The organism is Streptomyces venezuelae (assembly GCF_008642355.1).
GTDB classification, from domain to species: domain Bacteria; phylum Actinomycetota; class Actinomycetes; order Streptomycetales; family Streptomycetaceae; genus Streptomyces; species Streptomyces venezuelae_B.
The window spans coordinates 5,777,600-5,789,969 of sequence record NZ_CP029193.1; the positions used below are offsets into that span (position 1 = coordinate 5,777,600).

Genomic DNA, 12,370 nt, shown 5'->3' on the forward strand with positions numbered 1-12,370 from the left:
CCCCCCGGGTGCCGCCCGTTGCGGTGACCGCTTACTTGACCGCGACGCCCGTCCACGCCGCGCCCACGGCCTTGACCTCGGCCGAGTCCGCGCCGTACAGGTCCGTCGCCGCCTTCAGCGTGCCCTCGCGGGCCGCCTTGTAGTCGGTCGTCGACGTGAAGTACGCCGTGAGGGCCTTGAACCAGATCTTCTCGGCCTTGTCGCGGCCGATGCCCTCGACCTTGGAGCCGTCGGCGGTCGGCGAGTCGTACTTGACGCCGTTGATCTCCTTCGCGCCGCTGCCCTCGGACAGCAGGTAGAAGAAGTGGTTGGCGATGCCCGAGGAGTAGTGGACGTCGACGTTGCCCGCGTCGGCGCTCCAGCTGTCCAGGGACTTGCCGTCCTTGGAGGGCTTGTCCATGTAGCGCAGCGGGGAGCCGTCGCCGTTGATGTCGATCTCTTCGCCGATGAGGTAGTCGCCGATGTCCTCGGGGCTCTTGGCGTTGAACTCGACGGAGGCGCCGAAGATGTCGGAGGTGGCCTCGTTCAGGCCGCCGGACTCGCCGCTGTACTCCATGTTGCCGGTCGCCGAGGTGACGCCGTGCGACATCTCGTGGGCCGCGACGTCGATCGAGGTGAGGGGCTTCTTGTTGCCCTCGCCGTCGCCGTACGTCATGCAGAAGCAGCTGTCGTCCCAGAAGGCGTTGACGTACGAGTCGCCGTAGTGGACGCGGGAGGTCGCGCCCTTGCCGTCGCCCTTGATGCCCTCGCGGCCGTGGACGGTCTTGTAGTAGTCCCAGGTGACCTGGGCGCCGTAGGCGGCGTCGACGGCGGCGGTCTGGGCGTCGTCCGGCTTGCCGTTGCCCCACGTGTCGTCGTCGTCCGTGAAGAGCTTGCCCTCGCCCTGGCCGTTCTCCAGGTTGAACGTGGAGTGGCCGCCGCGCGAGTCGTCGGTCAGGTCGAAGCCGCTGCTGCCCTTCTTGGAGCCGATCTCGACCTTGCCGCTGTACTGGCTGTTGCCGGTGCCGTTCTCGATGGCCTGACGCTCGAAGAGCTTCTTGCCGGTCGTGGCGTCGGTGATGACGTGCAGTCTGCTCGGCGTGCCGTCCTTCTGCATGCCGGTGACGACGGTTTCGTACGCGAGGACGGGCTTGCCGGAGGCTGCCCAGATCACCTTGCGCGGCGCCTGAGCGTCGGCCTTCGTGGTCTTCGCCCTGGCGGCGGTCGACTCAGCCGCCTTGGCGACGGAGGACTTGCCGAGCTTCGCGTCGGTGGAGGCGACCTTCACCGAGGCCTTGGTGGCCTTGGTGACGCTCTTCACCTTGCCGCTCTTGGCGGTGTGCACGACGAGGTCGCCGCCGAGGACGGGCAGGCCGTCGTAGGTGCGCTCGTAGCGGGTGTGCGTGGTGCCGTCGGCGTCCTTGACGACGTCGCGGACGACCAGCTTCTCCTTGGCGCCGAGGCCGATCCTGTCGGCGGTGGCCGCCGTGTCCGCGCTCGCGTCCTGCAGCAGGTCCGCGCGGGCCGTCGCCGAGAGGGCCACGGGCGCGCCGGACGCGGAGACGGGCTGCGCGGAGGCGCCGGTGGTCAGACCGGCGGCGAGCAGCGCTCCGGCGGCGACCGCGGTCGAGATCGCCAGCATCGAACGCTTACGGGATATGTGGGGGGTCACGCAGGCTCCTTCTGTGGGGGAGCCCGGACGGTGTGGGTGTCCGTCCGGGCATGAAAGATGCGGTGCGGGTGTGACTCGTGTGTGGTGCGAGGGAAGAGTGTCATTCGAGCCAGGTACATGTCATCCCTTGATCGCATGTTGGCCGGAAATAGTTCGTTGAGCGGGAGGCGAGGTACGCATTGCGAACAGTGCGTGAACTGTCTCCGAGCAGCAAGAAGCGCGCCGCCCCGGGGAGTTGAGTCACCCGGGGCGGCGCCGTCTGTCAGGCGGAGAACAAGCGTGGGCTTACGGGAAGGTGACCTTCCAGCTGTTGATGTAGCCCGTGTCCTGCCGCGCCACGTCCTGGACGCGCAGCTTCCAGGTGCCGTTGGCCACCTCGGACGACGCGTTGACCGTGTAGGTCTCCTTGACGTTGTCCGCGGAGTCCGAGGAACTGGCCGGCTTCAGCGGGTAGACCGTCCCGTCGGGGGCGAGCAGGTCGACCTTCAGGTCACCGCGCCACGTGTGCACGATGTCGACGCCGACCTTGAGGGCGCTCGGCGCGTTGCCGGTGCGGCCCGTGACGTTGACGGAGGAGGTCACCGCGGCGCCGGCGTCCGGAATGGCGACGTCCGTGGTGTTCTCGAAGGACGTCCCGGGGGGCTCCTCGCCGCCCGGCCGGCTGCCGACGTTCACGGCCGCCCAGGCGTGGGCGACGGCCTTGTACTCGTTGCTGGTGGTGCCGTACAGCTCACCGGCCACCGCGAGCGTCCCGGTGCGGGCCGCCGCGTAGTTGGTGGTCGTGGTGAACTTCGTGGTGAGCGCCTTGAACCAGATCAGCGAGGCCTTGTCACGGCCGATGCCGGTCACCGGCAGGCCGTCGGAGGTCGGCGAGTCGTACTGGACGCCGTTGATCTCCTTCTTGCCGCTGCCCTCGCTCAGCAGGTAGTAGAAGTGGTTGGCGACACCCGACGAGTAGTGCACGTCGATGTTGCCGATCCCGGAGTACCAGGAGTCCTTGGACGAGCCGTCCTTGGAGGGCTTGTCCATGTAGCGCAGCGGGCTGCCGTCGCCGTTGATGTCGATCTTCTCGCCGACGTAGTAGTCGCCCTTGTCCGAGGCGTTGTTGGCGTTGAACTCCACCGCCGCCGCGAAGATGTCGGAGGTGGCCTCGTTCAGGCCGCCGGACTCCCCGCTGTAGGTCATGTTGCCGGTCGCGGCCGTCACGCCGTGCGTCATCTCGTGCGCCGCGACGTCGATCGAGGTGAGCGGCTTGGCGTTGCCCGAGCCGTCGCCGTACGTCATGCAGAAGCAGGCGTCCGACCAGAAGGCGTTGACGTAGTTGTTGCCGTAGTGGACCCGGGAGTACGCGCCGACACCGTCGCCGCGGATACCGCTGCGGCCGTGCACGTTCTTGTAGTAGTCCCAGGTGAGGGCCGCGCCGTAGTGCGCGTCGGCGCCGGCGGTCTCCAGGTTGGAGGCCTGGCCGTTGCCCCAGACGTCGTCCGGGCCCGTGAAGAGGGTGCCGGTGCCCGACGTGCCGCGGTTCAGGTTGTACGTCTTGTGGTTGCCGCGTCCCGTGTCGGTGAGCGTGTAGTTCGACCCCGACTGGGCCGTGCCCAGGGTGACCTGGCCGCTGTACTGCGTGTTGCCGGTGCCGTTCTCGATGCCCTGCCACTGGAAGAGCTTCTTGCCGGTGGCGGCGTCCGTGATGACGTGCAGCTCGTTCGGGGTGCCGTCGTGCTGCAGCCCGCCGACCACGGTCTCGTACGCGAGGGTCGGCGCGCCCTTGGCCATCCACACGACCTTGCGCGGCGCCCGGTCCGCGTCGGTCTTCTTCGAGCCCTCGGCCCTCGCCGCGCCGAGCGCCTGCTTCTCGGCGGCCGATGCCTTGATGTCGGCGCTGGTGTCGACGCCCTTGAGCTGCGTCTTCACCGCCTTGGTGACGCCCTCGGTCTTCCCGGACTTCGCGGTGTCGACCACGAGGTCGCCGCCGAGGACGGGCAGGCCGTCGTAGGTGCGCTCGTAGCGGGTGTGGACGGTCCCGTCACGGTCCTTGGTGACGTCGCGGACGACCAGCTTCTCCTTGGCGCCGAGACCCAGGTCCTCGGCGGTCTCCGCCTTGGTGGCGTTGGCGTCGCGGATGAGCTCCGCACGCTGGGCGGGGGAGAGCTTGGCGGCCAGGGCGCCGGGGTCGACCTTGCCGAGCTTCTGGGCCGCGGCGGGGGTGGCCTTGGCGGCCGGGTCGTCGGCCGAAGCGGGGCCCGCCTGGACAGCCACGGCCAGGAGCGCGGCGACGGCGGAGAGGGCACCGGCGGCGGTCGCACGGGTGCGGACCGAACGAGTGCGGGGGGCGTGTCTGTGGGAGGTGTTTCTCAACACGGACTCCTTCTGCGCGGCCGCGGGGATGCGCGGCCAGAGCTACCGGGCGGTTGGGTCGCCGTCCGGGCAGAGCAAGGCGGAACGCAGAACTGGGCGGTGCACAACGGGTGTTGCGTGAAGAGAAACCGTCGCCTTGTTGAAAGTCGTGCGGCGGTCGAGGGGAAGAGTGGCACCAGAGGGCCCCTGTTGTCAGGTGCGCATCAGTAGTTGGCCGGAATCAGTCCGTTGGCCGGTGGCGGGCGTTCGCTATCCGGAGTCGTGGCCGACGGCCGCCGACGGGCGTCCGGGGAGCGTAGGGCGGCTGAAAGTCCGCACGTCACGCTCGCCCGGCAGTACCGTGCGGAACCCTGTTCGAGAGCGGTGTGCGTCGCGGCGACCGTCGACGCATGGCCGTATTTCGTCGGTGGTCCAGTCCTGTGATGCGCGCGGCGGAGCACACCGGATGTCCCCTTTGCCGCCGATCGGTCGCAGAGCCCGTGTCATGACCCCGGCCCGGCGGCGACCACCCGGCCGGGGTCATGACACGGGCTCTCGGTCCCCGCGGGTCCCGGGCGCCCGCCGCGGATCGATCCACAACGCCTCGCCGACCGCGCACGGTTCGCCCCGCGCCGTCGTCACCGCCGCGCCCATCGTGTGCTTGCGGCCGTGCGTGGCGACCGGCCAGGCGTACGTGATGAGGTCCTCGCCCGCCGCCACGGGGCGCAGCAGGGTCGCCGTGAGCGACGCCGTGACCGCCCCGGGGCGGAGGCTCCCGGCGTGCACGCCCGCCCAGGCCGTCGGGCAGTCGAGGACGGCCCACAGCAGCTCGGCGCGCATCAGTCCCCGCGCGTCGGCGAAGGCGGGATGCGCCGTCCACGCCGTCGCCACCACGTCACGGCCGGGCACCGGCATGCAGCACTGCCGCAGGCCCCGGCCCGGCGGGCGCGGCCCGCAGCCGAAGCAGTCGACCACGGTTCCGTCGGCGGCGAGCCCCGTCGGGCCCGCCGTGCGGAACGCCGCTGCCGCTGCCGCCGCCTGGTCCCAGGACGGCGCGTCCGGAGCGGCGGAGACGGCCAGATCGGGGACGGGTGTCGCGGTCGCGAACACGGCGCCGGACCCGTCCATCAACTGGGACCCTCCGTCGCCCGGTTCGGCCACCCGCAGCGGAGTGTCCACCGGCGTCGCGGCCCGGAAGTCCACCCGGACCGTGGCCGCCGCCGCGCGTGCGGCGAGGAGCCCGGCGACATACCCGCCGAAGGCGATGCCCGGATAGCCCTGGTGGCTCGCCGGGACGGTGATCACCTCGCCGGCCTCGGCCGCCGCACCTGTCGCTCCCGGTGCCCCCGCCGTCGCCGCACGCCTGCCCGTGCCCGTCTCGTCGCTCATGCCGTCAGCTCACCACACTCTCGCGCCATGCCCGGTGCAGCTCCGCGAACGCGCCCGTGCCCGCGATGAGTTCGTCCGGTGTGCCGTCCTCCACGATGCGGCCGTGCTCCATGACCAGGACCCGGTCGGCGATCTCCACCGTGGAGAGGCGGTGGGCGATGACCACGGCCGTACGGCCGCGCAGCACCGTGTGCATGGCGCGCTGCACCGCGCGCTCGCCGGGGATGTCCAGGGAACTCGTCGCCTCGTCCAGGATCAGCACCGCAGGGTCGGCGAGCAGGGCGCGGGCGAACGCGACCAGCTGGCGCTGGCCCGCGGAGATCCGGCCGCCCCGCTTGCGCACGTCGGTGTCGTAGCCGTCGGGGAGCGACACGATGAAGTCGTGGGCGCCGATGGCCTTCGCCGCGCGCTCGATGTCCTCGCGGGTGGCGTCCGGGCGGCCGATCGCGATGTTCTCCGCGACGGTCCCGGAGAACAGGAACGCCTCCTGCGTCACCATGACCACCCCGCGCCGCAGCTCGGTGAGGGCGAGTTCGCGCAGGTCGACGCCGTCCAGGAGGACGCTGCCCGATGTCGGGTCGTAGAAGCGGGCGAGGAGTTTCGCCAGCGTCGACTTGCCCGCGCCCGTGGAGCCGACCACCGCCACGGTCTGCCCGGCGGGCAGGGTGAGGTCGAAGCGGGGCAGGATCTCGCCGCCCGTGCGATACGCGAACCGGACGCCCTCGAAGCGGACTTCGCGCCCCGGATGATCGGATTCCAGAACCGGCAGCGGGCGGGCGACGGACGCGTCCGGCTCGGGCACGGTCGGGGTCTGGGCGAGCAGTCCCGCGACCTTCTCCAGGGACGCGGCCGCCGACTGGTAGGAGTTGAGGAACATGCCGAGCCGGTCGATCGGGTCGTACAGGCGCCGCAGGTACAGCACGGCCGCGGCCAGCACGCCGAGCGCGAGCCCGCCGTCCGCCACCCGGTGGGCGCCCCACAGCACGATGGCGGCCACCGCGGTGTTGGCGACGAGCCGCGAACCGACGACGTAGCGGGCCATCTCCAGCATCGCGTCGCCGTTGGTCCGCTCGTGCCGGTGGTTGAGCACGCGGAACTCCGCGTCGTTGGCCCGCTCCCTGCGGAACGCCCGCACCGGCCGGATGCCGTTCATCGTCTCCGCGAACTTCACGATGACGGCGGCGATCGCCGTCGACCGGTTGCGGAACATGACGCCGGCGCGCCGCTGGTAGAGGCGGATGAGCAGATACAGCGGGATGAAGGAGACGACCGCCACCGCGCCGAGTCCCAGGTCGAGCCAGAGCAGCATCGCCGAGATGTAGACGAAGGACAGGATGACCGTGAGGAGTTCCTGCAGCCCCTCGCTGAGCAGCTCGCGCAGCGACTCGACGTCGGTGGTGGAGCGGGAGATCAGCCGGCCCGAGGTGTACCGCTCGTGGAAGTCGACGCTGAGCGCCTGCGCGTGCCGGAAGATGCGGCCGCGCAGGTCGAGCAGGACGTCCTGGTTGACCCGGGCGGAGGCGATGATGAACGCGTACTGGAGGGCACCGGACGCGGCCGCGCAGCACAGGTAGCCGGCGGCGACGGCGATCAGCGGCCCGTAGTCGTCGGCGCGCACGGCGGGCACGCCGCGGTCGATGGCGTACGCGACGAGCAGCGGCCCGGCCTGTACGACGGCCTGCTGTACGAGGAGCAGCATGGCGGCGAGCACGACGCGCCGGCGCAGCGGTGAGAGCAGAGAGCACAGCAGGGCGCGGGTGGCGCCCGGGGGAGCGGGCAGCTCGTCCTTGTCGAACGGGTCGTCCGGCTCGGCGGGTGACGCGGCGGGCAGACCGGCGTCGTCGTCGCCCTCGGGATCGAAGGGCTTCTCCCGTACGGATGCGGGCACGGTCATCGGGCGGCCTCCTCGGCGGGGTGTCCGGTGGCGGGGCGGCCGGCGGGCGTGGTGGGGGCGGCGGGCGTGCCGGGTGTCGGCGCGGGCGGCGGGTCCGACGTGTCCCCGGTGCCCGACATCAGCCACGCGTACTCCGCGTTGTCCCGCAGCAGTTCCTGGTGCGTGCCGACCGCGGCGACACGGCCGCCCGACAACAGCGCGACCCGGTCGGCGAGCAGCACCGTGGACGGCCGGTGAGCGACGATGAGCGCGGTCGTGTCCGCGAGGACCTTCCGCAGCGCCGCCTCCACCAGTGCCTCCGTGTGGACGTCGAGCGCGGACAGCGGGTCGTCGAGGACCAGGAAGCGAGGGCGGCCCACGACCGCGCGGGCCAGGGCCAGGCGCTGGCGCTGGCCGCCGGAGAGGCTCAGGCCCTGCTCCCCGACCTGCGTGCCGGTGCCCTGCGGGAGGGCGTGCGCGAAGCCTGCCTGCGCCACGTCGAGGGCGCGGGCCAACTCGGTGTCGCCCGCGCTCTCGTCGGCGCCCATCAGGACGTTCTCGCCGACCGTGGCGGAGAACAGGGTGGGCTCCTCGAAGGCGACGGCCACGAGGGTCCGCAGGTGTGCGCGGTCCATCGCGGTGATGTCCTCGCCGTCGAGGGTGATGCGGCCACCGGTCACCTCGTGCAGCCGGGGCACCAGCGCCGTGAGCGTGGTCTTGCCGCTGCCGGTCGCCCCGACGAGCGCCATGGTCTCGCCGCTGCGCACGTGCAGGTCGACGTGGGAGAGGACGGCGGGGGCATCCGCCGCGGCGTCCGGATACCTGAACTCGACGTCGTGGAACCGGAGCCCGTCGTACGCGGGACTCTCCGCGGGCTCCTTCGGCGCGGCGGCGCCCACGGGGAGCTCCTTCCGCACACCACCCCCCTCCGCCCCGCTCTCCGGCTCCGCGTCCATCACCTCGAAGTACCGCTCCGTGGCCGTCGCCGACTCCTGGCTCATCGCCAGCAGGAACCCGATCGACTCCACGGGCCACCGCAGGGCGAGCGCCGTCGACAGGAAGGCGACCAGCGTGCCGGCCGAGAGCCCGCCGTCGGCGACCCGCACCGTGCCGAGCACCAGCGCCGCCCCGATGGCGATCTCGGGCAGCGTCACGATCACGGCCCAGATCGCGGCGAGCAGCCGCGCCTTGACCATCTCGGTGCCGCGCAGCGTGTGCGAGAGCTCGCGGAACGCCCGCGCCTGGCTGCGGTGGCGGCCGAAGCCCTTGATGATGCGGATGCCGAGCACGCTCTCCTCGACGACCGTCGTCAGATCGCCGACCTGGTCCTGCGCCTGCCGCGCCACGGCGGCGTACCGCCCCTCGAAGTACGCCGTCGCGACGACCATCGGCACCACGGGGGCGAGCAGCACGAGCCCGAGCGCGAAGTCCTGCCCCAGCAGGATGATCACGCCCACCACGATGGTCGCCCCGTTGACCAGCAGGAACGTCAGCGGAAAGGCGAGGAACAAGCGCAGCAGCATCAGATCGGTCGTACCGCGCGACAGCAGCTGGCCCGACGCCCACCGGTCGTGGAAGGCCACCGGAAGCCGCTGCAGATGACGGAACAGGTCCGCCCGCATCGCCGCCTCCACGCTCGCGAGCGGCCGGGCGACGAGCCACCGCCGCAGCCCGAACAGCAGCGCCTCCGTGACCCCGAGCAGAAGCAGCAGCAGAGCCCCCAGCCACACCCCCGTCGGATCCCGGTCGGCCACCGGGCCGTCCACCATCCACTTCAGCACGAGGGGGAAGACGAGCCCCGTGCAGGAGGCGACGATCGCGACAACCGCCGCGGTGATCAGGCGCGTTCGGACCGGCCGCACATACGGCCAGAGGCGCAGCAACGTCCGTACGGCGGACCGATCCTTGGCAGGGGCATCTGATTTCGGCATCAGGAGCGAGCCTACGGATCGCCACTGACAGAGCCCACCGAGTTTTGGACGGTAAGCGGTACTGCGCTGGACCTAGACCCCGGGCCAGGCAGCGCCAGGTACGGAAGTGCTACTCCCCGCGGCCGACACCGCCCCGAAGTCACTCCGGCGACGGAGCCGGCACCTCGTCACCGCAGGTGACGTTCTTGATCGCGCCGCTGCCTAGCGTGAGAACCGTGATCGCGACCGTCCGGCAGCAGCCCGGTGTCCCGGTCGCCCGCACCCCTCCACGCCGCCCGGAGCTCCGTCATGCCCACGCCCAGATCAGCACTCGGCACGCTCGGACCCGCCGCCCTCACCCTCCTCCTCGGCTCATGGGGCATCACGCGCGAGGACAGCATGTGGCGCGACGAGGCGGCCACGTGGGAGGCCGCCCACCGGTCGCTGCCCGACCTCGCGCACCTGCTGGACCGGATCGACGTCGTCCACGGCGCCTACCACCTGTTCATGCACGGCGTCTTCGCCGTCCTCGGGGACAGCCTCGTCACCCTGCGCCTGCCCTCGGTCCTCGCCATGGCGGGTGCCACCGCGGCGATCGCCGCGACCGCAAGCCGCCTGGCCGGACCCCGCGCGGGAGCCGCGGCCGGCGCCGCCTTCGCCCTCATGCCGAGCACCCGGCACTACGCCCAGGAGGGGCACTCGTACGCCCTGGTGGTGGCCGCCGTCGCCGTGGCGACGCTGCTCCTGGTGACCCTCATGGACGGCCACGGCAGGCCGGGCAGACCGACCGCCCGCCTCTGGACGGCCTACGTGACCGCTTTGCTCGTCGCCGCGCTGCTCAACTGGTTCTCGCTGCTCGCACTCCCGGCCCACGCGGCGACCGTTCTCCTCGCACACCACCGCGGTGCCCCCCGGCTCCTGACCCGCTGGCTCACGGCGGCAGCGGTGGTCGTCGGCGGCGCGCTGCCGGTCATCCTGGCCAGCCGCTCCCAGGCCCATCAGGTCGCCTGGATACGCCCGCTGACCTGGTCGACAGCACCGGCCCCCGCGCTTCTGCTCGCTCTGGGGGCGTTCTGCGCGATCCTGCTGAAACGCCGTCCGGCCACACGGACCAAGGTCCCGACAGGCGACGCCGTCTCCCCCGGCCTGCCCCTCCTGGCGCTCCCCCTCATCGCCCTGCTCATCGGCACCGCGCTCGCCACCCTCGTACGCTCCCGGCGTCCCCTCACCGCACTCGTCCTGGCCGCGTCCGCCGCCCTGCTGCCGCTCCAGCTCGACCTGCGCACCCCGCAGAGCCGCGTCGACGACGTCCTCGCCCCCGCCGAAACGGTGGCCTGGACCTCCCGGCCGGGGGACGGCTCCTTCACCGGCCTCGACGACCCGGCACTCGCCGAGAGCCCCACCGCCTCCGGCTCGCTCCAGGGCACGGAGAAGCCGTCCACATACATGCCGTCCACATACATACGGAAGGCGATGCTGCGCAAGCACCGCATCCTGGTCGTCACCGACGCCGACGACCACCCCGGAGGCGGGCGCGACACCGTCAGACGCAGGGTCCTGGTCGATCACTTCACACGCTGCGCCGACACCGAGACACGCGGACGCCGCGTCCAGGCCTACGAGCGCGGCAGCCGGTGCGCCGCACGGCCCACGGGGTCGTCACGCGTGCGTGCCCCCGGCAACGAACCGCTCAGCACCCGTGAGGGGAGTGCTCGCGCTCGTCGCCAGGGGCACGTCGAACCGTGAGATCGCCGCGGAGCTCGTCATCAGCGAGGCCACGGTCCGGCCAAGCCGCGGAGGCTACGCCCGCTGCCAGAGCGCCGGCGTGTTCGGCGGCTCCCAGCCCGGCTGCGCCTGGTGGCCCTGGAGGCAGCGGTACGTGGAACCGCCGTAGGTGACCGTGTCGCCCGCGGCGTACACCTTGCCCGCCGCCCAGGTGCCGCCCGGCTCCGGCTCGCCGGGACCCGGGTCCTCACCGCCGCCGGTGGTCTTCAGCGTCAGGGCGAAGCGCTGGAGCAGCGGGTTGATCGGCTGGTGGTACGTCGTACCGCCGCTGGAGCAGTTGCCCGAACCGCCCGAGGTGACACCCTGCGCCTGGCTCCCCGATATGTAGGAGCCGCCCGAGTCGCCCGGCTCGGCGCAGACCGTCGTCCGCGTCACGCCGCTGATCGTGCCTTCGGGGTAGGTGACGCTCGTGTTGTGCTGCGAGATGGTGCCGCAGTGCCACCCCGTAGTGGAGCCCGACCGGCAGATCGACGCACCCACCGGGGACTGTGTCGAGCCCCCGACGCCGATCCGCTGGCCGCCCTGGCCCTTCACGTACGGGGTGGCGGTCCACTGCGTGTTCGTGGCGACCCAGGCCATGTCGTTCCCGGGGAACACGGAAGCCTGGAACGTGCCCTGGGCCACCTGGTTGTAGCCGGTCGTCGCGGTGCCCGCGCGCCCGCAGTGACCGGCCGTCGCGAAGCCCTGCTGGGTGCCCTTGGTGACGGAGAAGCCGATGGAGCAGCGGCCGCCCATGTAGTACGCCTCACCGCCCACCAGGTCGTACAGCGGCCGCGGCCGCTCCGTGGACCTCTCGACGCGGACGAGGGAGGAGTCCACGCCCGCCGCCGCGACGAGGGACTTCGCCGCGGACGTCTTCACGGCCCGCACCACGACCGCGTTGGAGCGCACGTCGACGTACCAGACCGGCGCGTCACGCGTCGCGGTCTTCTTCGCCGCGCGGTCCAGGCGGGCCTTGGCCGCGTCCAGCCGCGCGACCGAGTGATCGACGACCGCGGCCCGTGCGCCCCGCGCCTCGATCCTGGGGACGTCGGCGGCGTCGGTGGTCGCCACGGTGAGCTTCGCGGAGGTGGCGCCGTGCACCCAGGCGCCCGCGAAGTCACGGCCGAGCGCGTTGCGCAGGGCTCCCGCGACGGCGCCGGCCTCGGCCTCGTTGACCAGACGGGCCTCGGCCTGCGCCGTCGTGAGGCCGAGGTCGCGCTGCATGGCCTTCAAGACTCCGGGAGAGGTCTTGCCGACGGCGGCGCTCTCGGCGGGGGAGAGCCGGGAGGAGGAAGGGGAAGCGGAGGAGGAGGGGGACGCGGACGCGGCGCCGGGGAGCCCGGCGAAGACCAGCGCACCGGCCGCGGTGACCGCGGCACACGCGGCGGCGACACGTCTGTGATGGGTGGGGAGCATACGAGGTCTCCTCGATGTGCAAGGACG

Annotated in this window: 8 protein-coding genes; 2 read left to right on the forward strand and 6 right to left on the reverse strand. The window is 71.9% G+C overall.

The window, feature by feature from the left end:
- Positions 1–31 precede the first annotated feature (31 nt).
- From DEJ47_RS26855 to DEJ47_RS26875, 5 genes are all read right to left on the reverse strand, one after another.
- Complete coding sequence (locus tag DEJ47_RS26855; RefSeq protein ID WP_150172429.1) at positions 32–1,651, reverse strand: M4 family metallopeptidase; 1,620 nt, start codon at positions 1,649–1,651, stop codon at positions 32–34.
- Between the two features lie 285 nt (positions 1,652–1,936).
- On the reverse strand, positions 1,937–4,009 hold the full coding sequence (locus tag DEJ47_RS26860) for a M4 family metallopeptidase (RefSeq protein WP_150172431.1): 2,073 nt from the start codon (positions 4,007–4,009) through the stop codon (positions 1,937–1,939).
- A gap of 519 nt (positions 4,010–4,528) precedes the next feature.
- Complete coding sequence (locus DEJ47_RS26865) at positions 4,529–5,377, reverse strand: PaaI family thioesterase (protein ID WP_223828521.1); 849 nt, start codon at positions 5,375–5,377, stop codon at positions 4,529–4,531.
- Between the two features lie 4 nt (positions 5,378–5,381).
- Positions 5,382–7,271 carry an ABC transporter ATP-binding protein gene (locus DEJ47_RS26870; protein ID WP_150172433.1) on the reverse strand — a complete coding sequence of 630 codons (1,890 nt, stop codon included), beginning with the start codon at positions 7,269–7,271 and terminating at the stop codon, positions 5,382–5,384.
- Positions 7,268–9,181, reverse strand: a complete 1,914-nt coding sequence (locus tag DEJ47_RS26875; protein ID WP_150172435.1) for an ABC transporter ATP-binding protein — start codon at positions 9,179–9,181, stop codon at positions 7,268–7,270. The genes DEJ47_RS26870 and DEJ47_RS26875 overlap by 4 nt, the downstream gene beginning before the upstream one ends.
- A gap of 288 nt (positions 9,182–9,469) precedes the next feature.
- Between DEJ47_RS26875 and DEJ47_RS26880 the strand changes: the two genes are divergently transcribed.
- Both DEJ47_RS26880 and DEJ47_RS37670 read left to right on the forward strand, forming a co-directional pair.
- Positions 9,470–10,906 (forward strand): glycosyltransferase family 39 protein, encoded by a 1,437-nt coding sequence (locus DEJ47_RS26880; RefSeq protein WP_150172437.1) that lies wholly within the window; start codon positions 9,470–9,472, stop codon positions 10,904–10,906.
- Positions 10,860–11,054 carry a LuxR C-terminal-related transcriptional regulator gene (locus tag DEJ47_RS37670; RefSeq protein WP_164440713.1) on the forward strand — a complete coding sequence of 65 codons (195 nt, stop codon included), beginning with the start codon at positions 10,860–10,862 and terminating at the stop codon, positions 11,052–11,054. Before DEJ47_RS26880 ends, DEJ47_RS37670 begins: the two co-directional genes overlap by 47 nt.
- Here DEJ47_RS37670 and DEJ47_RS26890 read toward each other — a convergent pair.
- On the reverse strand, positions 10,961–12,343 hold the full coding sequence (locus DEJ47_RS26890) for a carbohydrate-binding protein (RefSeq protein WP_150172439.1): 1,383 nt from the start codon (positions 12,341–12,343) through the stop codon (positions 10,961–10,963). The two genes, DEJ47_RS37670 and DEJ47_RS26890, sit on opposite strands and share 94 nt — an antisense overlap.
- Positions 12,344–12,370: the final 27 nt, after the last annotated feature.

What these genes read in the sequence shown, in the direction of transcription:
- DEJ47_RS26890 (WP_150172439.1), bottom strand. Translation starts at nt 12,343, where the DNA reads ATGCTCCCCACCCATCACAGACGTGTCGCCGCCGCGTGTGCCGCGGTC.
- DEJ47_RS26875 (WP_150172435.1), bottom strand. Translation starts at nt 9,181, where the DNA reads ATGCCGAAATCAGATGCCCCTGCCAAGGATCGGTCCGCCGTACGGACG.
- DEJ47_RS26870 (WP_150172433.1), bottom strand. Translation starts at nt 7,271, where the DNA reads ATGACCGTGCCCGCATCCGTACGGGAGAAGCCCTTCGATCCCGAGGGC.
- DEJ47_RS26880 (WP_150172437.1), top strand. Translation starts at nt 9,470, where the DNA reads ATGCCCACGCCCAGATCAGCACTCGGCACGCTCGGACCCGCCGCCCTC.
- DEJ47_RS26865 (WP_223828521.1), bottom strand. Translation starts at nt 5,377, where the DNA reads ATGAGCGACGAGACGGGCACGGGCAGGCGTGCGGCGACGGCGGGGGCA.